Origin of the sequence: Streptomyces sp. WMMB 714, from assembly GCF_900090125.1 — a bacterium.
Lineage (GTDB): Bacteria > Actinomycetota > Actinomycetes > Streptomycetales > Streptomycetaceae > Streptomyces > Streptomyces daqingensis.
Map to the genome: position 1 here is coordinate 365,313 of NZ_FMHJ01000001.1, position 19,971 is coordinate 385,283.

Here is a 19,971-nt window from a genome sequence, read left to right on the forward strand (position 1 = left end):
TCCCGCTACGTCGTACGCGCGTGCAGCGCCTCTTCCCCCGCCGCGCGCATGGCGGCCAGCGGCGCGGGCGAGCGGCCCGTCATCAGCTCGACCTGCAGCACCGCCTGGTGGACGAGCAGGTCGAGACCGGAGAGCACCGTCCCGCCATGACGCGACCACGCGGCGGCCAGCGGCGTCGGCCACGGCGCGTAGAGCACGTCGAAGAGAGCGCCCGGACGGGACGGGACGGCGGCCGCGAGCGCGTCCGTGGCGCCCGCCGGAGTGGTGGCCACGACCAGCGGGGCCGTCAGCGCCTTCGCGGCATCCGCCCACCCGGCGACGCGCACGGGCACGCCGAGGCGCTCGCCCCAGGCCCGCATCTCGGCGCCGCGCTGCTCGCTGCGCACGTACGCCGTGATCTCGCCCGTGCAGATGCGGGCGAGCGCCGCCAGCGCGGACGACGCGGTGGCCCCGGCGCCGAGGATCGCGGCGTCCTCCGCATGCTCGATGCCCCGCTCCCGCAGGGCGGCCAGAATGCCCGGAATATCGGTGTTGTCCCCGACGCGCCTGCCGTCGCCGGGGAAGCAGACCGTGTTCACGGCCTCGACGGACGCCGCCGTCGCGCTGACCTCGTCCAGCAGGGGCAGGACGGCCCTCTTCAGCGGCATCGTCAGCGACAGGCCGGCCCACTCCGCGCCCAGCCCCTCGAAGAAGGACGCCAGGCCGTCCTCGTCCACTTCGTGACGCTCGTACGCCCAGCCCTCCAGGCCCAGCGCTTCGTACGCGGCGCGGTGCAGCACCGGGGAGAGCGAGTGCGCGACGGGCTTTCCGAGAACCGCCGCGCGCCGCACGGCCGTCGGCGCCGCGGGGGCCGGCCGTGCGGGGTGGTGCCGCTCCATCAGCCGCCGCTCTCCTTCTTCTTGCGCTGTTCCCTGTTGAAGTCCCGCACGTTGCGGTCGTGTTCGGCCTTGCTGTCGGTGAAGCGGGTGTCGCCCGGCTTGACGGTGACGAAGTAGATCCAGTTGCCCTTCGTCGGGTTGAGCGCCGCCTCGATGGCCTGATGCCCGGGGTTGTCGATGGGACCGGGCGGCAAGCCCCGGTTCAGGTAGGTGTTGTACGGCGAGTCGAACCTGGTGTCCTCGACCGAAGTCTCCAGTGAGGAGCGGCCCTTGGCGTAGTTGATCGTGGAGTCGAACTGAAGAAGTATGTTCTTCTCCAGCCGGTTGTAGATCACACGCGAGACCCTGCCGAACTCGTCGTCCTGCTGCGCCTCCGCCTGGATGAGGGACGCGATGACGATGATCTCCTCGGGCGTCTTGCCCACCTTCTTGGCCTCGGCCGCCAGGTTCACCTTCTTGTGTTCGGCCTTCGCCCGCTGGACCATCTCGCGCAGCACGTCCGCCGGGTCGCTCTCCTCACCCACGCTGTAGCGCGAGGGGAAGAGGAATCCTTCCGGGTTGTTCTCCGCGAACCTGGGAAGTCCCAGATCGCCCTTCTTCGCGGCTTTCTGCGTCGTCCCCGCCGGCTCGCCGAGCTTCTTGTCCACGAGCTCGTAGATCTTCTTCGCGCGAAGGCCCTCGGAGATGATCAGGGCGTTCTGGCTCGCGGGGTCGAGCATCAGCTTCAACGCCGCCTCGCCCGACATCTTCTTGCGCAGGCTGTACGTGCCCGGCTGGATCCCGTTGCCCTTGGGGTCGGCCTCGACCGCCTCGACGAAGGCGCCGGCGCTCTTCGTCACGCCCGCCTTCTGCAGGGCGTCGCCCATGTCCGCGACGGAGGCGCCGTCCGGGATCTTGACCTGCGCCTGGCCGGAGCCGCTCCCGGAGAAGTCCGGCGCCGGGGCGAAATGGGTCTGGTAGAAGTCGTACCCGTAGTAGGCGACCGCCCCGACGCCGCCCGCGAGGACGAGCGAGACGGCCAGGCACGCGCAGCCGTTGCGCTTCTTCTTCTCTCCGCTGCCCTTGCGGCCGCCGCGGCTCTCCTTGCGGTCGGAGTCGTCGCCGTCGCCGTCCTGGTCGGAGAAGAAGGCGTGCTCGCCCTGGTCGGGTCCGGGGTCCCAGCCGGTCTCGGGATCGGCTTCCGGCCCGGGGGGCTGACCGCCCGTGCCGCCGTGGAACTCGCCGGGGCCCGGCTGCCGCCCAGGGGCCGTGAACTGCCCGGGGCCGCCCTGCTGGTCCGGGTGGCCGGGAGGGTAACCGCCCGGAGCCGCGTAGTAACCGGGCTGGGCGCCCGTGCCGTACGGGTCGGCCACGGGCTGCATGCCGTGAGGGTCGGTCGCGCCCATGCCGTAACCGGGGTCGTAGGGACCGCCGTGCCGGCCGCTGTCGTACCCACCCGCGCCGTCACCGTAGTGCTGGTGCTGCCCCTGGCCGTGTCCCTGGCCCTGGAAGTTCTGCGGCTGCTGCTGGTAGTAGCCCTGCTGGTGGGGTACCTGATGCTGGCCCGTGCCGTACGGGTCGGGGTGCTGGCCTGTGTACTGGCCCGGGTAGGTGTCCCCGTCGCCCTGGTACGTGCGGCGGCGCCCCTCCCACCCCGGGTCCCCGAACAGCGGGTCGTCGGGATGCCACGGTGGGACGTCTTGCCCCCGGCCATACTCAGTCATCGATCCCCTAGATCTGCCGGACGGCAGCCGCTCCGAACACAGATGAGGCAGGATGCCCGCGCACCAGGCGGTGCGCGAGCCTCCCGGCGGCTGCCGTGTCGCGGGAACGTTACCGTATCGCGATCAGACAACCACTTCGACGCATTGTCCGGGCGGACTGCCTGACATCCGTTCAGTCTCCAGGGCGCTTTGCAGAATGACCACCGCCGCAGCCTGATCGATGCGGGAGCGGCCCTTCTTGGAGCTCACGCCGGACGCGCGCATGCCCTGTGCCGCCGTGACTGTACTCAAGCGCTCGTCGACGAGCCGCACCGGCACCGGTGTGATCTTCCTCGCCAACTCCTCCGCGAAGCCACGGACCTTGGCTGCCGCCGGGCCCTCGCCCCCCTTCAGGGAACGCGGAAGCCCGACGACCACCTCGATCGGCTCGTACTCCGACACCAGCGCAGCCAACCGGCGGTGCGCACCAGGGAGATCACGCCCGGGCACCGTCTCCACCGGTGTCGCCAGCAGCCCGTCGGGGTCGCTGGAGGCCACGCCGATGCGTGCGTCACCGACGTCGACGGCGAGGCGGCGGCCCCTCCTCATCAGGCCGGGCCGCTCTCTGCCACCAGCCGCTCCACGGTCGCGATGGCCTCACCCACGGCGTCGGGGTTCTGGCCGCCGCCCTGCGCCACGTCGGGCTTGCCGCCGCCTCCGCCGCCGAGCGCCTTGGCCGCGCCGCGCACCAGGTCGCCCGCCTTGAGCCCGCGCTCGCGGGCCGCGTCGTTGGTGGCGATCACGGTGAGCGGACGGCCGTTCGTCACGGCGAACAGCGCGACGACGGCGGGCCGGCCGCCGGTGATGCGCTGGCGGACGTCCAGCACGAGCGTGCGCAGGTCGTCGGCGGCCGTGCCGTCGGGGACCTGGGCGGCGGCCAGGGCCACCCCCCGGACGTCCGCGGCGCCCTCCGCGATGCCCGCCGCGGCCTGGAGCACCTTCTCGGCGCGGAACCGCTCGATCTCCTTCTCGGCGTCCTTCAGACGCGTGACCATCGAGGAGATCCGCTCGGGCAGCTCCTCGGGGCGGCCCTTCAGCAGGTCCGTGAGCTGCGAGACCACCGTGTGCTCGCGGGCGAGGAACTTGTAGGCGTCCACGCCCACGAGGGCCTCGACGCGGCGCACGCCGGAACCGATGGAGGACTCCCCGAGCAGCTTCACCAGGCCCAGCTGGGCGGTGTTGTGCACGTGGGTGCCGCCGCACAGCTCCTTGGAGAAGTCGCCGATGGTCACGACGCGCACGCGCTCGCCGTACTTCTCGCCGAACTCGGCAAGGGCTCCCTGCTTCTTGGCCTCGTCGATGCCCATGTACTCGGCGCTGACGTCCAGTTCGCGCGCGAGAACTTCGTTGATCTTCTGCTCGACATCCGTGAGGACGGTCCCCGGAACGGCCGCCGGGGAGCCGAAGTCGAACCGGAAGCGCCCCGGAGAGTTCTCCGAACCGGCCTGGGCGGCGGTCGGCCCCAGGGCGTCCCGCAGCGCCTGGTGCGTGAGGTGGGTCGCGCTGTGGGCGCGGGCGATGGAGCGCCTGCGGTCCGCGTCGATCTCCGCGTACGCGCCGGAGCCGACGGTGACCTCGCCGACCTGGACGACGCCCTTGTGCACGTGGACGCCCGTGACCGGCTGCTGCACGTCGCGGACCTCGACGACCGCGCCGCTCTCCAGCCGGATGCGCCCGGTGTCGGCGAGCTGGCCGCCGCCCTCGGCGTAGAACGGCGTGCGGTCCAGGACGACTTCGACCTCGTCGCCCTCGTGGGCGGCGGGCGAGGAGACACCGTCGACGAGCAGCCCGACGACAGACGCCTCGTTGAAGGTGTGCTGGTAGCCCGTGAAGTCCGTCGTGCCGCTGGCGTCGGCGATCTGCCGGTAGGCCGACAGGTCGGCGTGCCCCTGCTTCTTGGCCTTCGCGTCGGCCTTGGCGCGCTCCCGCTGCTCCTGCATGAGGCGCCGGAAGCCGGCCTCGTCGACGGAGAGGCCCTGCTCGGCGGCCATCTCCAGGGTGAGGTCGATCGGGAAGCCCCAGGTGTCGTGCAGCAGGAAGGCCTTCTCGCCCGGCAGCACGTCGCTTCCGGCGGCCTGGGTGTCGCTGACGGCGGCCTCGAGGATGTTGGTGCCCGAGCGCAGCGTCTTGAGGAAGGCCGCCTCCTCGGCGAGCGCGACCGTCTCGATGCGCTTGCGGTCGGTCTCCAGCTCCGGGTACTGCGGCGACATGGCCTTGATGACGGTGTCCGTCAGTTCGGCGACGGTGGGGCCGCTCGCGCCGAGGATGCGCATGTTGCGGATGGCACGGCGCATGATGCGGCGGAGCACGTAGCCGCGGCCCTCGTTGCCGGGGGTGACGCCGTCGCCGATGAGCATGATGGCGGTGCGGATGTGGTCGGCCACGACGCGCAGCGAGACGTCGGTCTGCTCGGCGTCCCCGTAGCGGACGCCCGTCAGCTCCGTCGCCTTGTCCAGCACCATGCGCGAGGTGTCGATCTCGTACATGTTGCGCACGCCCTGCAGGACCATCGCCAGGCGCTCGAAGCCGAGGCCGGTGTCGATGTTCTGGCTGGGCAGATCACCCACGATCGGGTAGTCCTTGCCCTCGCCGGGACCGCGCTCGTACTGCATGAACACCAGGTTCCACAGCTCGACGTAGCGCTCGTCGTTGACGGCGGGGCCGCCCTCGGGGCCGAACTCCGGGCCGCGGTCGTAGCTGATCTCCGAGCAGGGACCGCAGGGGCCCGGGACGCCCATGTCCCAGTAGTTCTCGTCCTTGCCCAGGCGCTGGATCCGCTCGGCGGGGACGCCGACGACGTCACGCCAGATGCGCTCCGCCTCGTCGTCGTCCTCGTAGACCGTGATCCACAGCCGCTCCGCGTCCAGGCCGTAACCGCCCTTGTCCTGCGGGGTGGTCAGCAGCTCCCACGCGAACTGGGCTGCGCCCTCCTTGAAGTAGTCGCCGAAGGAGAAGTTGCCGCACATCTGGAAGAACGTGCCGTGGCGGGTGGTCTTGCCGACCTCTTCGATGTCCGGCGTGCGCACGCACTTCTGGACGCTGGTGGCGCGCGCGAAGGGCGGCTTGACCTCACCGAGGAAGTACGGCTTGAAGGGCACCATGCCGGCGGGGACCAGCAGCAGCGTCGGGTCGTCCGCGATCAGTGACGCCGACGGCACGACGGTGTGCCCCCGCTCCTCGAAGAAGCGCAGCCAGCGGCGGCGGATTTCAGCCGACTCCATCAGTGGTCCTCGTTTCGGTCGTACGGTCGTGTGCGCCCCGGCTGCTGCGCGGGGCCCAGTTGGTGGCCGGGGGGCCGGCCGGGAAGCCGGCCCGCGGACTCACCGTCCGGCGGGACGTCGAGCCCCAGGGCGTCGTTCAACTCGCTCTCGCGCTGGGCCATTCCGGCACGGACGTCGAGTGCGAACTCCTTGAGGCGGTGGCCGGTGTCGACGGCCTTGTCGGCCGCCCTGACGGCGAGCGCGTCCGGCGCGAGCGAACGGAGCTTGCGCTGGACCTTGGTGGTCGCCCAGACACCCGCGGCTGCGCCGGTGGTGAACCAGAAAGCACGGCGGAACACGGGCGATCAGCTCCTTCCGCGCTTGCGGCCGCCCCGCCGCGCCGCGGGGAGCGTGCGGCCGAGGACCACCTTGCGCGGGGCGGGCGGCCGGGCGGACAGGTCCTTCTTGCGGCCGAGCGCGCGCCGCACGCCGTAGCCGAAGGCCGCGACCTTCACGAGCGGCCCTCCGAAGGTGGTGGAGACGGTGGAGGAGAGCGCCGAAGCGTTGGAGGTGACCTCCTGCACGTCCGTCGCGATCGCGTCCACGCGGTCGAGCTGGGTCTGAGCCGAACGCACCGTCGCCGACGCCTCGCCGAGCAGAGGAACTGCCTGCTCTGTCACGCCCGTCACCAGCTTGGTCGCCGCCTTGAGCGTCTGCGCGAGCCTCACCAGCACAACGGCGAGGAACGAGACCAGAATCGCCCAGAAGACGGCCACCAGGAGACCGGCCACTTCTCCACCGGACACGCTGCACCGCTTCCCTCGGGTCATTTCGGGGTCGGCCGCCGCCCTGACCGCTCCACGCCGTGGAAGCCGGGCCCGCGCGGCGGCGGATACTCCGACCTTATCGCGACGGGAGGCGTCGCCCGTACCGCATTCCCGCAGCACGGAGGGGCGCCCGCGGGCCGGCCGCCGCGGCCGGGCACCGTGCCGTGCCGCCCCCGCCCGTGACGGTCAACTGACCTACGGCGGCTGCCGGGTCCGCCGCTTCAGCCGTCAACTGGCGTGCCGCGACGAGCAGTCGAGGCCGTCGCGAGCCCGCGGGAGGGCCGCCGGGAACGCGGCAGCCCGCCGTGCCACCGCCGGACGGGAAGTTCGGCGGGAGGCAGGCGGGCTGTGCCGGCGAGTCAGGGGCAGCGCGCCACGAGGGGCGGAGGGCACGGCGCGGCCCGGCGGACTCCGGGGTTCAGCGTGCGTAGTACTCGATGACCATCTGCTCGTCGCACACGACCGGGATCTCCTTGCGGTTGGGCTCCCTGTCCAGACGGAAGGCCAGCGCCTCGAGGTTGACCTCCAGGTAACGCGGGGTCTCGCCGTCCGGGGCGTAGCCGCCCTCACGCGCGACCAGGAACGGGTGCTTGCCGCGGCTGCGCTCGCGGACCTTCACCACGTCGTCCGGACGGACGCGGAACGAGGGCTTGTCGACCTTCCGGTCGTTCACCGAGATGTGGCCGTGCACGACCATCTGCCGGGCCTGGTAGATGGTGCGGGCGATGCCCGACCGCAGAACCAGCGCGTCGAGGCGGCGCTCCAGCTCGATGACGAGCGCGTCACCGGTCTTGCCGCCGCTCTTGCGGGCGCGGTCGTAGGCGCGGACCATCTGCCGCTCGCTGATGTCGTACTGCGCGCGCAGCCGCTGCTTCTCCAGCAGCCGCACCTTGTAGTCGCTGTTCTGCTTGCGGCCCCGGCCGTGCTCGCCCGGCGGGTAGGGGCGCTGCTCGAAGTACTTGACGGCCTTCGGGGTCAGCGCGATGCCGAGGGCACGCGACTTCTTGACCTTGGGACGCGACTGGTTCACTGAACGGACCTCCATGTACGTTAGGTGAGGCTTACCTTAGCGGAGGAGAACGCATGTTTCGACCTGGGATTCCCCTGCCCGGCTCCGACGCCGGACGGGAACAGCCGCGTCCCGTGGAAGACGCCGCGGCTCCAACTGCCGCAGAGCGTGTACGAACCCTCGTGGAATCCAGCGTATCGGCTGCGCTGGACATTCCCTCGATCCGGTCGCAACAGGACGCTCCGCCCGGGTCCGGGAGCCCGGAGGCCCGCGCCGTCACCCCCGACGGCGACGTGGTCCTGCTGGTCCCCGCGGCCTCTCCGGCCGCCCAGCTCGTCGAGCACGCGGCGGGCGACGAGGTGACCGCGGTGATGGAGATCACGGACATCGCACCGGTGGCGGTCCCGCACCGCGTCCGCGGCCGGGCCTGGATCGCCGGCTGGCTCACGCCCGTACGGAGCAAGCAGCGGGCCGCCTGCGAGCGGCTCGTCGCCGACCGCCACCCCGCCGGGCCGACGCCCTCCGACCCCGCCTGGACGCTGCTTCGCCTCGAGGTCGGGGAGGCCTTCGTCGACGACCTGTGGGGCGCGGAGCAGGTCGAGCCGGACGACTTCGCCGCCGCCGCGCCAGACCCGCTCGCGCCGCACGAGGCGGAGTTGCTGCAGCATCTGGCCGCCTCCCACTCCGAGCAGATGCGCGGGCTGTGCGCTCTCCTCGGCGACCGCGAGGCGGCCTGTGCGGCCGCCGGCGGATGCGCGGTGCCGCTGTCAGTGGACCGCTTCGGGATGCGGGTGCGCTTCTGCGGGCTGGAGGGATTCAGGAACGACGCCTACTTCGACGCCCGGTTCGAGTTCCCCGATCCCGTGGGCGGCGTAGCGCAGCTGCGGCAGGCGATGCGGCTGCTCTTCGAGACCGCCGCGGAACGGCCCGGCAGCCAGTAGGGCAGGGCGGTGCGTGCCCTACGAGGGGTCGTGCGGCGCGGGAAGCAGGCAGACGGGAAGGCCGGTAGGCGAAAGGCAGGCGGGCTCAGTGCTCGCCCGCTGACGTGCCCGCACCGCGCAGCCGCTCCCGTACCCGCTCGGCGACTTCGGCGTAGCGGGCCTCGGCGCCGTACCGCGTCGGCTCGTAGTAGCGCTTGCCGTGGACGGCGTCCGGGGCGTACTGCTGGGCGGCGATCCCGCCCGGCAGGTCGTGCGGATACTGGTACCCCTCGCCGTGGCCCAGTTTCGCGGAGCCCTTGTAGTGGCTGTCGCGCAGGTGAGCGGGCACCGGCCCCGCCAGACCCGCCCGTACGTCCGCCAGCGCGGCGTCGATCGCCAGATAGGCGGCGTTCGACTTGGGGGCCAGCGCGAGGGCGACGACCGTCTGACCCAACGCGATGCGGGCCTCCGGGAAACCGATCATGGCGACGGCCTGGGCCGCCGCGACGGCCGTCTGCAGGGCCTGCGGATCCGCCATGCCGATGTCCTCGCTGGCGGAGATCATCAGGCGGCGCGCGATGAACCGCGGGTCCTCCCCCGCCTCGATCATCCGTGCCAGGTAGTGCAGCGCGGCGTCCACGTCCGAGCCGCGGATGGACTTGATGAGCGCGCTCGCCACGTCGTAGTGCTGGTCGCCGTCGCGGTCGTACGTCACCGCGGCGCGGTCGACGGCCTCCTCCAGCGTCGCCAGACCGACCTCGCTCTCGCCCTTGGCGAGGGCGGCGCCCGCTCCCGCCTCCAGAGCGGTCAGCGCGCGCCTCGCGTCGCCGCCCGCGATACGGAGCAGGTGGTCCTCCGACTCGCCGGGAAGCGTCACCGCGCCGCCCAGGCCGCGCTCCTCGGCCACGGCACGGCGCAGCAGTGCCCGCACGTCGTCGTCGGTGAGGCCTTCGAGGGTCAGCAGGAGCGACCGGGAGAGCAGCGGGGAGATCACCGAGAAGTACGGGTTCTCCGTCGTCGCCGCGATCAGGGTGACCCAGCGGTTCTCCACCGCGGGCAGCAGCGAGTCCTGCTGCGCCTTGCTGAAGCGGTGGATCTCGTCGAGGAAGAGGACCGTGTCCTTGCTGTACGCGCCCGAGGAGCGCCGGGCGCTCTCGATGACGGACCGCACCTCCTTCACTCCGGCCGTGATGGCCGACAGCTCCACGAAGCGCTTGTCGGTGGCCCTGCTGACGACGTGCGCGAGCGTGGTCTTGCCCGTGCCCGGAGGGCCCCACAGCATGACGGAGGAAGGCCCCGCCGGGCCCCCGACGCCCTCGCCCACGAGGCGGCGCAGCGGGGAGCCGGGGCGCAGCAGATGCTGCTGGCCGACGATCTCGTCCAGGGTGCGGGGCCGCATGCGCACGGCCAGCGGACTGGCCGTCGGGTCCTTGGCCTGGCGTTCCTCGGCGGCTGCGGTGAACAGGTCGGGTTCCACGCCCGAAACCCTAAGTCACGGGTGTGACAGCCGGGCCGGGCGCCCGGGCAGGCCTCCTGCCCCGGCCCGGACCGCGGACCGTCAGCTGGTCCAGAAGTCCCACCAGCGGGTCAGGATCAGCATGCCGATGACCCCGATGTGCAGCACCGGCAGGACCCAGGGGAACTCCTCGACGAAACCCCGGACCACCGCCGGCGCCGGCAGGAAGTCGTTGCGGACGTTGTGCGCCGTGACGTACCAGAACATGACGATCGTGGCGACCCACGCCAGGCAGCACCACAGGCACAGGGCGTTGATGTTGTACAGCGACTGGTACATGAGCCAGGTGACGAAGCCGACGCCGAAGAGCGTGCCGGCGTTGAACGTCAGCCAGTACCAGCGGGGGAACCGCGCACGGGAGAGCAGGCTCATGCCGACGCAGACGACGACGGCGTAGGCGACGAGCCCGATCATCGGGTTCGGTGCGCCGAAGGCCTCCGCCTGCTCGCTCTTCATGACGCTGCCGCAGGAGACGATCGGGTTGAGGCTGCACGCGGGATCGAAGTCCGGGTCCTTCAGCAAGGAGAACTTGTCCAGCGTGATGACCCAGGACGCGAGGATGCCCGCCAGCCCCGTGATCACCAGCATCACGGCGAAGGCGCGGCTCGCGCCGACGGCACCCCCGGAGGGCTCGTCCGCGTCCGTGCGAGCTTCGTCGAGGGGTGCCGTCATGGTCATAGCCCTTGTATCCCGTCGTCCGGTCCTGGTCTGCCCCGTGTGCCGCTCATTGTGCACCAAGGCTCTTGCGCTCAGGCGAGTTTCGCGCTCACCTCGGAGACCACTCGATCGAGCGGCACTGCGGTCTGCTCGCCGCTCTGCAAGTCCTTGAGCTGCGCCACCGATTCGGCCAAGTCCCGTTCGCCGACCAGCAGCGCGTAGCGGGCGCCGGAGCGGTTGGCCGATTTCATGGCGTTCTTCATGCCCTTGCCGCCGTACGCGAAGTCGGCGGCGACCCCCTCCCGGCGCAGCGCGGTGACCACCCGAAAGAGTGCACGCCGCGCCTCCTCGCCGATCGGCACCGCGAACACGTCCGTGGAGGAGGGAAGTTGCAGTTCGACGCCCTCCGCCCGCAGCGCCAGGACCGTGCGGTCCACGCCGAGGGCCCAGCCCACCGAGGGCAGCGGCGGCCCGCCGAGCATCTCCGACAGGCCGTCGTAGCGTCCTCCGCCGCCGACGGCCGACTGGGAGCCGAGGCCGTCGTGCACGAACTCGAAGGTGGTGCGCGTGTAGTAGTCGAGGCCGCGGACGAGGCGAGGGTCGTCCTCGTACTGGACGTCCGCCGCCGTCAGCTGCTCGCGCACCTGCTCGTGGTACGACTTGCAGCCCTCGCAGAGGTGGTCGCGCATCATCGGCGCGTCCGTCAACTGGCGCTGCACGCTCTCCCGTTTGTCGTCCAGGACGCGCAGCGGGTTGATCTCGATGCGCCGGCGGGTGTCCTCGTCCAGATCGAGACGGCGGAGGAACTCCTGGAGCGCCGCGCGGTAGACCGGCCTGCACTCCTTGTCGCCCAGGGAGTTGAGCAGGATGCGGAACCCGCGCAGCCCGAGCGACCGGTACGCGTCGTGCGCGAGGATGATCAACTCGGCGTCGAGCGCCGGGTCCTCTGCGCCGATCGCTTCGGCGCCGACCTGCGAGAAGTGCCGGTAGCGGCCCTTCTGCGGGCGCTCGTAGCGGTAGTACGAGCCCGAGTACCAGAGCTTCACGGGGAGGTTGCCGCTCTTGTGGAGACTGGCTTCCAGAGCCGCGCGCAGGACGGATGCGGTGCCCTCGGGGCGGAGGGCGAGTTCGTCGCCGCCCTTGGTGGTGAGGGTGTACATCTCCTTGGTCACGATGTCGGTGGACTCGCCGACGCCGCGCGCGAAGAGCTCGACCTGCTCGAAGCCGGGGGTCTCGGTGTAGCCGTAGCCCGCGCGCCGCAGCGGCGCGGAGAGCGCCTCGCGCACGGCGAGGAAGTCCGCCGACTCCGGCGGGATCAGGTCGTAGGTGCCCTTGGGGGCCTTGAAGGTGCTCACGGAAGGTCTCGTCACAATCCTCGTCGGGGGGAGGCGCCCGTCGCGGCGCCTCCCGGCCCGGCGGCCACCTGCCTCATGAACGGGTTGGTGGCGCGCTCCTGGCCGATGGTGGTCTGGGGGCCGTGCCCCGAGAGCACCACGGTCTCGTCCTCCAGCGGCAGGCACACGCGTGCCAGCGACTGCAGGATCTCCTCGTGGTCGCCCCCGGGCAGATCGGTTCTTCCGACGGAGCCGGCGAAGAGCAGGTCGCCCGAGAAGAACACCGGCGGAACGTCGGCCTGTTCGGGCATCCTGAAGGTCACCGACCCCTTGGTATGGCCCGGGGCGTGCGAGACGGTCAGCTCCAGCCCGGCCAGGCGCAGCGTCGCTCCGTCGGTCAGCTCCTGGACGTCGTCCGGTTCGCCGACGGTCAGCTCTCCCATCAGCTGCTGCCCGATGCTGCGGCCGAGCGCCTTCTCGGGGTCGCTCATCATGTAGCGGTCGGCGGGGTGGATCCAGGCGGGAACGTCGTGTGCTCCGCAGACCGGCACCACGGAGGCGACGTGGTCGATGTGGCCGTGTGTGAGCACGACGGCGACAGGCTTCAGCCGGTGTTTGGCGACGGCCTCCTCGACGCCTTCCGCGGCCTGGTGGCCAGGGTCGATGATCAAGCACTCCTCACCGGCGGCGGGGGCGACCAGATAGCAGTTGGTCCCCCAGGCCCCGGCGGGGAACCCCGCAACGAGCACGATCGTCCTTCAGTCGTCCGGCAATCGGTCACGGCGAAAAGGCCGTTCTTCGCCGATCAAGCTGGTCACAGCCTACCGGCGGCGGCGCGGGCGCCGCGAACCCGTATACGGTACGGCCGGACTCTGGTACGTACGCACTCATCGCACGCACCCTGAAGGAGACGACCCGGTGGTCAGCAGTGATCAGCGAAGAAGGCAGCTCGCCCGTGAGAAGTACCTGCGCCAGCAGGAACGCCGGGCTGCCCGGCGCCGCAGAGCCCGCCTGCGGAACATCGCCCTCGCCGTCGTGGGGGTGCTCGTCGTCGCGGCGGCGGCCGCCTACGCGGCGACCGGCGGCCTGAACCGGGACAAGAAGGACGAGGACGCCGGCAAGCAGACCACGCCGTCCCCTTCTCCCAGCAAGTCCTACGACCCGTGCGAGAAGCCGTCCAAGGGCGAGCCGAACGGGAAGAAGTGGAAGAAGGAGCCGGAGCCGGCCGTCGACGAGTCCGCGAAGTACTCGATGGAGCTGGCCACGACGTGCGGGGACATCGCCTTCGAGATGGACGCGGCCAAGACACCGCGCACCGTGAACAGCTTCGACTTCCTCGCCCGTGAGAAGTTCTTCGACCACACGGAGTGCCACCGCCTCGTCGACGAGGGCATCCACGTCCTGCAGTGCGGCGACCCCACGGCCACGGGCAAGTCCGGCCCCGGGTACACCCTCCCCGACGAGAACCTGAAGGACTCCCGGCTCAAGGGCGGCACCTACCCGGCGGGGACCGTCGCGATGGCGAACAGGTACAACCCGCAGACGAAGAAGGGCCGGGACACCGGCGGCAGCCAGTTCTTCCTCGTCTTCGAGGACAGCACGCTGCCACCGGACTACACGCCCTTCGGCAAGATCACCAAGGGTATGGACGTGCTGAAGAAGGTCGCCAAGGCCGGTTCCACGCCCGACCCCAAGACGCAGAACACCCCGCCCAACGCGACGGTCGTGATCGAGAAGGCGACGGTGAGCAAGAACTGATCGGCTGGATCCGGGACACCGGCAGCACGCGGTGTCCCCGGCGGGGGCTCCGCCGCGCTTCGCGGGCTGCTGAATTTCGCTCCGTCCGCATGCGGACAGCGCGGCAGGGGTTCGCCTATGTTGGCAAGTGACGAGATCTGTGGACGATGCCGGGGGCGGCTTTCACAACCAGTCCGGGCATCATGTGGAGGAGGCGCTGTGAGCAGCGACCCGTCGTGGGGCCGCGTCGATGAGGCGGGGACCGTGTACGTGCGTACAGCCGACGGCGAGAAGGTCGTCGGATCGTGGCAGGCAGGCTCTCCCGAGGAAGCACTCGCCTACTTCACGCGCAAGTACGACGGCCTGGTGGTGGAGATCGGCCTCCTCGAGCGCCGTGTGAAGACCACCGACCTGTCCGCCAAGGACGCCGGCACCGCCATCGAGCACCTGCGGGAGCAGGTGGACGCCCATCACGCGGTGGGCGACCTGGACGCGCTGCGCAAGCGGCTCGACACGCTCGCGGGGGTGGTCGAGGAGCGTCGCGAGCAGCGCAAGGCGGAGAAGGCCAGGCAGAGCGAGCAGGCGCGCCGTTCGAAGGAAGAGCTGGTCGCGGAGGCCGAGGAGCTCGCGCAGAGCGAGCAGTGGCGTGCGGCCGGTGAACGGCTGCGTGCCCTGGTCGAGACGTGGAAGGGCCTCCCCCGGCTGGACCGCAAGACGGACGACGAGCTGTGGCGCCGCTTCTCGCATGCCCGCTCGGCGTTCTCCAAGCGCCGCAAGGCTCACTTCGCGCAGCTGGACGCGCAGCGCGAGGAGGCGCGGCAGCGCAAGGAGAAGCTGGTCGCCGAGGCGCAGGCGCTCTCCGGTTCCCGCGACTGGGGGCCGACAGCAGCCAAGTACCGGGACCTCATGCAGGAGTGGAAGGCCGCGGGGCGCGCCCAGCGGGAGCACGAGGACGATCTGTGGCAGCGCTTCCGAGGCGCCCAGGACGTCTTCTTCCAGGCCCGCAGCGAGGTCTTCGCCGAACGTGACAGCGAGCAGCGGGAGAACCTGGCACGCAAGGAGGAGCTGGCCGCCGAGGCGGAGAAACTGCTGCCCGTCACTGACCTGAAGTCCGCGCGCGGCGCGTTCCGGGCGATCAACGAGCGCTTCGACGCCGTGGGCCACGTACCGCGGGACGCGAGGCCGAAGATCGAGGGCCGGATGCACGCGGTGGAGCGGGCGATCCAGGAGGCCGAGGAGGCCGAGTGGCGTCGTACGAACCCTGAGGCCCGGGCGCGTGCGGCCGGGCTGACCGGCCAGCTGCAGGACGCGGTCGACAAGCTGCGGCGCCAGGCCGAGCAGGCGCGGGCTGCGGGCAACACCGCCAAGGCGGAGAAGCTGGAGAAGGAGCTGGCGGGCCGCCAGGAGCTCCTGGACCAGGCGCTCAAGGGCCTCCAGGAGTTCGGGGGCTGACGCCAGGACGGGCCCCGGGCGGGGCCCGTCACCGGACGGGCGATGTGCCGCCCGCACGGCATGTGCGGGCGGCACACTGCTGTCACGCCCCGTCCCTGCCGACGCCGGCCGGCGCCGAAGGTTACGGCGAAACCGGGCGAGTGCTCGTCAGGACGGCCGGCGGGCCGACGTGACGCGGTAGACGTCGTAGACGCCCTCGACGCTCCGCACCGCCTTCAGCACGTGCCCCAGGTGCTTGGGGTCGCCCATCTCGAAGGTGAAGCGGGAGGTGGCGACCCTGTCGCGGGACGTCTGGACGGCGGCCGAGAGGATGTTGACGTGCTGGTCGGAGAGGATGCGCGTGACGTCCGAGAGCAGCCGGGAGCGGTCGAGCGCCTCCACCTGGATGGCGACGAGGAAGACCGACGACTGGCTCGGCGCCCACTCCACGTCGATGATCCGCTCGGGCTCCTTGGTCAGCGAGTCGACGTTGACGCAGTCCGTGCGGTGCACGGAGACGCCGTTGCCGCGGGTGACGAAGCCGATGATGGGATCGCCGGGCACAGGCGTGCAGCATCGCGCGAGTTTGACCCACACGTCGTCGACTCCCTTGACGACGACACCCGGGTCGGAGTTCGCCCTGCGCTTGGCGCGGCGCGTCGCCGCCGGCATGGGCGGAGCGGTCTCGGCCAGGTCCTCGTTGGCGGCGTCCTCACCGCCGAGCGACTGGACGAGCTTCTGCACCACGCTCTGGGCGGAGACGTGGCCCTCGCCGATGGCGGCGTAGAGGGCGGAGATGTCCGGGTAGCGCATCTCGTGTGCGAGCGTGACGAGCGAGTCGCCCGTGAGGATGCGCTGGATCGGCAGGTTCTGCTTGCGCATCGCGCGTGCGATGGCGTCCTTGCCCTGCTCGATGGCCTCGTCGCGGCGTTCCTTGGTGAACCAGGCCCGGATCTTGTTCCGCGCCCTCGGTGACTTGACGAAGCTCAGCCAGTCACGCGACGGCCCGGCGCCCGAGGCCTTCGAGGTGAAGACCTCGACGGTGTCGCCGTTGTCGAGCGTCGACTCCAGCGGCACGAGACGGCCGTTGACGCGGGCGCCGATGGTGCGGTGCCCGACCTCGGTGTGGACGGCGTACGCGAAGTCGACGGGAGTCGCCTCGGCGGGGAGGGCGATCACGTCGCCCTTGGGCGTGAAGACGAAGACCTCGTTGCGCGACAGGTCGAAGCGCAGCGACTCGAGGAACTCCCCCGGGTCCTCGGTCTCCTTCTGCCAGTCCAGCAGCTGCCGCAGCCAGGACATGTCGTTGACGTGCTCGTCGTTCTTGCCCGTGCCCTTCGGGATGTCCGTACGGACCTTGGAGGCGCCGGCGACGGCCTGCTGCTTGTACTTCCAGTGCGCGGCGATGCCGTACTCGGCGCGGCGGTGCATGTCGAACGTGCGGATCTGCAGCTCGACCGGCTTGCCACCGGGCCCTATGACCGTCGTGTGCAGCGACTGGTACATGTTGAACTTGGGCATCGCGATGTAGTCCTTGAACCGGCCGGGGACCGGGTTCCAGCGGGCGTGCACGGTGCCCAGCGCGGCGTAGCAGTCGCGGACGGTGTCCACCAGGACCCGGATGCCCACCAGGTCGTAGATCTCCGCGAAGTCCCGGCCGCGGACGATCATCTTCTGGTACACGCTGTAGTAGTGCTTCGGCCGGCCGGTGACGGTGGCCTTGATGCGCGCGGCCCGCAGGTCGGCCTGCACCTCGTCGGTGACGACGGCCAGGTACTCGTCCCGCTTCGGGGCCCGCTCGGCGACGAGCCGCACGATCTCGTCGTACATCTTCGGGTAGAGGATCGCGAAGGCGAGGTCCTCCAGCTCCCACTTGATGGTGTTCATGCCGAGCCGGTGCGCGAGCGGAGCGAAGATCTCCAGCGTCTCCCTGGCCTTCTGCTCCTGCTTGGCGCGCTTCAGATAGCGCATGGTGCGCATGTTGTGCAGCCGGTCGGCGAGCTTGATGACCAGCACCCTGGGGTCCTTGGCCATGGCGACGACCATCTTGCGCACCGTCTCGGCCTGGGCCGCCTCCCCGAACTTGACCTTGTCGAGCTTCGTGACGCCGTCGACGAGGAGGGCCACCTGCTCGCCGAAGTCGCGGCGCAGCGTGTCCAGGCCGTACTCGGTGTCCTCGACGGTGTCGTGCAGCAGGCCGGCCATGAGCGTCGCCGGATCCATGCCCAGCTCGGCGAGGATCGTGGTCACCGCGAGGGGGTGCGTGATGTACGGGTCGCCGCTCTTGCGCTTCTGGCCGCGGTGCCAGCGCTCCGCGACCTGGTAGGCGTGCTCGATCTGGCGCAGCGTCGCCGACTCGATCTTGGGGTCGTTGCCGCGCACTATCCGCAGCAGCGGCTCGAGGACGGGGTTGAAGGGGCTGGAGCGCTGCACTCCGAGGCGCGCCAGACGCGCCCGTACGCGGTTCGAGGAACCGGAACGGCCCGAGACCCCCGAGACGGCACGGGCGGGCGCCACTCGCTCGCTCTGCGCCCTCTGGGCGGCCTCGGCCCGCTCGGCGCGGACGTCGCGCTGCGTACGCTCCGAGTGCTCGGCCTCGGACCGGCTGCCACGGTCGTCGAGAGCGGTGCCCTGCGGGGTCGCTCCCCCGGCCGGGGCGCCGTCCGGGCGGCCGGCGCCGCCCGCGCCGCCCTCCGCGCCGTCCCGGGCCGCCTCGTGCGTGGCCGCGGCAGCCGCGCCGGGCCCGCCGGGCTCGGCGTCTCGCGGCTGTGCCGACTTCAGCGGCTGGGCCTCGTCTGGCAAATGCACTCCTCGGTGGACCCCAGGTCGGACTGCCATGGTATCGACCCCCGCCGTCCCCTCGCCCACGGCCGCATGGGCGGGCATGACGGAGGCGGCCACCCGGCGCTCGTGCGAGCAACGTACCGGGTGACCGCCTTGTACCGGTCTCTCGTGGTCAGACCGTGACCAACGCCTCCAGCGGGACGTCCTCCAGGGCCGGGGTGAGACGCTCCCTGCCCCCGAGGAAGCCCAGCTCCAGCAGCACCGCGAACCCGGCGACCTGCGCGCCGGCCCGGCGCACCAGCTGCAGGGACGCCTCCGCGGTGCCGCCCGTGGCCAGCACGTCGTCGACGATCAGCACGCGGTCCCCGGCGTCCAGGTCTTCAGCGTGGACCTCGATCTCCGCGGTCCCGTACTCCAGCTCGTAGGACTGCGCGAGAGTGGCCCCGGGGAGCTTGCCCGCCTTGCGCACGGGGACGAACCCGACGCCCGCCCGCACCGCTACGGGGGCGCCCAGGATGAAGCCGCGCGCCTCCAGGCCGACGACCTTCGTGGCTCCGCGCTCGGTGCAGATACGCGCCAGGGAGTCGGTGAGCACCGAGAACGCCTGGTGATCGGCCAGCAGCGGGGTGATGTCCTTGAACATCACACCCGGCACCGGGTAGTCCGCCACGTCCCGGATACGGCTCAGGAGCAGCTCCCGCTCCTCGGCCGAGACCGGGGAGGCAGCCTCGCTCATTCCCGTCACTTCGCTCACCTGCGCTTTCCGGAGGGCCGGTTACGGCCGCCGCGGCCGCGGGACGCGGGCTGACGGCGCTGGGGGCGCGGGCCGGGGGTCTCGCGTCCGCCGCGGGGGCCGACGACGCCGGCGGCCGCGCCCTGCGGGGCGGGGTCGCCGCCGTCCTGCGGGGCACCGCCTTCGTGGTCGTGCTCCTCGGCGTCCTCCTGCGCTTCCGCTCCGCCGCGCTCCTCGGCCTTGAGGCGCTTGGCCCGCACGCGCTTGGCGAGGGCCTTCATCTGCGGCTCGCGCTCCTTGAAGTCGGCGACGAGGGGGGTCGCGATGAAGATCGAGGAGTACGCACCGGCCGCCAGGCCCACGAAGAGCGAGAGCGCGATGTCGTTGAGCATGCCGCCGCCGAGCAGACCGCCGCCGATGAAGAGCAGGCCGGCGACCGGCAGCAGCGCCACGACGGTGGTGTTGATCGAGCGCACCAGAGTCGAGTTGATGCTGCGGTTGGCGATCTCGCTGTAGGTGTAGCGGGTCTGCTTGGTGACGTTCCGGCTGCCCTCTCTCAGGCCGTCGAAGACGACGACGGTGTCGTAGAGCGAGTAGCCGAGGATGGTGAGTAGACCGATCACCGTGCCCGGCGTGACTTCGAACCCCACGAGGGAGTAGACGCCGACGGTGATGGTGATGTCGTGGATCAGCGCGATCAGGGCGGACAGCGCCATCCGCCACTCGAAGGCGATGGCGAGATAGATCACCACCAGGACCATGAAGATCCCCAGGCCCAGCCAGGCCTTGTTCGCGATCTGCTCGCCCCAGCTCGGCCCGACGAGCTGAGTGTCGATCTTGTTCGGGTCGACCTTCAGCTCACCGGAGATCTCCTCCTTGACCTGCGTGGACTTGGCCGTGTCCAGACCGGCGATCTGGATGCGCATGCCGCCGTTGCCCAGCTGCTGGACGATGGCGGTGTGTCCGGAGGTCTTCTCCGCGAGTTCGGTGGTGTGCGCCACCGACGCCGAGGTCTTCGGCGTGGTGAGGACGGCGCCGCCCTCGAACTCGATGCCCATGTTCAGCCCGCGGACACCGAGGCCGACGATCGCGGTGATCGTGATGAGGATCGAGACGCCGTACCAGAACATCCGCTTGCCGACGAAGTCGTAGCCGACTTCGCCGCGGTAGAGCCGGGCACCGAGGCTGCCGAGTCGCGACATC

General features: G+C 71.0%; 17 protein-coding genes. 3 read left to right on the forward strand and 14 right to left on the reverse strand.

Annotated elements, in window-relative coordinates:
• Positions 1–5 precede the first annotated feature (5 nt).
• The 7 genes from H181DRAFT_RS01380 to rpsD form a co-directional block, all read right to left on the reverse strand.
• Positions 6–878: a shikimate dehydrogenase gene (locus H181DRAFT_RS01380; RefSeq protein WP_045862268.1), complete on the reverse strand. Its 873-nt coding sequence runs from the start codon at positions 876–878 to the stop codon at positions 6–8.
• Positions 878–2,581 carry an endolytic transglycosylase MltG gene (gene mltG / locus H181DRAFT_RS01385; protein WP_045862269.1) on the reverse strand — a complete coding sequence of 568 codons (1,704 nt, stop codon included), beginning with the start codon at positions 2,579–2,581 and terminating at the stop codon, positions 878–880. The genes H181DRAFT_RS01380 and mltG overlap by 1 nt, the downstream gene beginning before the upstream one ends.
• A gap of 123 nt (positions 2,582–2,704) precedes the next feature.
• Complete coding sequence (gene ruvX, locus H181DRAFT_RS01395) at positions 2,705–3,169, reverse strand: Holliday junction resolvase RuvX (protein WP_045862270.1); 465 nt, start codon at positions 3,167–3,169, stop codon at positions 2,705–2,707.
• Complete coding sequence (alaS, locus tag H181DRAFT_RS01400) at positions 3,169–5,841, reverse strand: alanine--tRNA ligase (RefSeq protein WP_045862271.1); 2,673 nt, start codon at positions 5,839–5,841, stop codon at positions 3,169–3,171. Before alaS ends, ruvX begins: the two co-directional genes overlap by 1 nt.
• Positions 5,841–6,179: a DUF6167 family protein gene (locus H181DRAFT_RS01405; RefSeq protein ID WP_045862272.1), complete on the reverse strand. Its 339-nt coding sequence runs from the start codon at positions 6,177–6,179 to the stop codon at positions 5,841–5,843. Before H181DRAFT_RS01405 ends, alaS begins: the two co-directional genes overlap by 1 nt.
• Positions 6,180–6,185: 6 nt before the next feature.
• The gene (locus tag H181DRAFT_RS01410; protein ID WP_074467659.1) at positions 6,186–6,650 is read right to left on the reverse strand and encodes a DUF948 domain-containing protein; all 465 of its coding nucleotides are present in this window, start codon (positions 6,648–6,650) and stop codon (positions 6,186–6,188) included.
• 415 nt (positions 6,651–7,065) lie between these two features.
• Positions 7,066–7,677: a 30S ribosomal protein S4 gene (gene rpsD / locus H181DRAFT_RS01415; protein WP_368073245.1), complete on the reverse strand. Its 612-nt coding sequence runs from the start codon at positions 7,675–7,677 to the stop codon at positions 7,066–7,068.
• Between the two features lie 53 nt (positions 7,678–7,730).
• Here rpsD and H181DRAFT_RS01420 point away from each other — a divergent pair, with 53 nt between their 5' ends.
• Positions 7,731–8,597, forward strand: a complete 867-nt coding sequence (locus H181DRAFT_RS01420) for a DUF2470 domain-containing protein (RefSeq protein ID WP_074467660.1) — start codon at positions 7,731–7,733, stop codon at positions 8,595–8,597.
• Between the two features lie 85 nt (positions 8,598–8,682).
• Here H181DRAFT_RS01420 and H181DRAFT_RS01425 read toward each other — a convergent pair whose 3' ends face one another.
• From H181DRAFT_RS01425 to H181DRAFT_RS01440, 4 genes are all read right to left on the reverse strand, one after another.
• Positions 8,683–10,053, reverse strand: coding sequence for a replication-associated recombination protein A (locus tag H181DRAFT_RS01425; protein WP_045862275.1), 1,371 nt, complete (start codon positions 10,051–10,053; stop codon positions 8,683–8,685).
• Between the two features lie 81 nt (positions 10,054–10,134).
• Complete coding sequence (locus tag H181DRAFT_RS01430) at positions 10,135–10,764, reverse strand: vitamin K epoxide reductase family protein (protein WP_254666671.1); 630 nt, start codon at positions 10,762–10,764, stop codon at positions 10,135–10,137.
• Positions 10,765–10,841: 77 nt separating this feature from the next.
• Positions 10,842–12,104, reverse strand: a complete 1,263-nt coding sequence (gene hisS / locus H181DRAFT_RS01435; protein ID WP_045862277.1) for a histidine--tRNA ligase — start codon at positions 12,102–12,104, stop codon at positions 10,842–10,844.
• Between the two features lie 11 nt (positions 12,105–12,115).
• Positions 12,116–12,832 (reverse strand): MBL fold metallo-hydrolase, encoded by a 717-nt coding sequence (locus tag H181DRAFT_RS01440; protein ID WP_045862278.1) that lies wholly within the window; start codon positions 12,830–12,832, stop codon positions 12,116–12,118.
• 169 nt (positions 12,833–13,001) lie between these two features.
• Between H181DRAFT_RS01440 and H181DRAFT_RS01445 the strand changes: the two genes are divergently transcribed.
• On the forward strand, positions 13,002–13,841 hold the full coding sequence (locus H181DRAFT_RS01445; RefSeq protein WP_045862279.1) for a peptidylprolyl isomerase: 840 nt from the start codon (positions 13,002–13,004) through the stop codon (positions 13,839–13,841).
• 198 nt (positions 13,842–14,039) lie between these two features.
• Entirely contained in the window at positions 14,040–15,272 is a 1,233-nt protein-coding gene (locus tag H181DRAFT_RS01450) for a DUF349 domain-containing protein (protein ID WP_045862280.1), read from the forward strand.
• Between the two features lie 147 nt (positions 15,273–15,419).
• Here H181DRAFT_RS01450 and H181DRAFT_RS01455 read toward each other — a convergent pair whose 3' ends face one another.
• The 3 genes from H181DRAFT_RS01455 to secF all read right to left on the reverse strand — a co-directional run bounded on the left by H181DRAFT_RS01455 (position 15,420) and on the right by secF (position 19,970).
• Positions 15,420–18,053: a RelA/SpoT family protein gene (locus H181DRAFT_RS01455; protein WP_045862281.1), complete on the reverse strand. Its 2,634-nt coding sequence runs from the start codon at positions 18,051–18,053 to the stop codon at positions 15,420–15,422.
• A gap of 154 nt (positions 18,054–18,207) precedes the next feature.
• Positions 18,208–18,771 carry an adenine phosphoribosyltransferase gene (locus H181DRAFT_RS01460; RefSeq protein WP_045862544.1) on the reverse strand — a complete coding sequence of 188 codons (564 nt, stop codon included), beginning with the start codon at positions 18,769–18,771 and terminating at the stop codon, positions 18,208–18,210.
• A 14-nt stretch (positions 18,772–18,785) separates the two neighbouring features.
• The gene (gene secF, locus H181DRAFT_RS01465) at positions 18,786–19,970 is read right to left on the reverse strand and encodes a protein translocase subunit SecF (protein WP_045862282.1); all 1,185 of its coding nucleotides are present in this window, start codon (positions 19,968–19,970) and stop codon (positions 18,786–18,788) included.
• Between the last annotated feature and the right edge of the window lies 1 nt (position 19,971).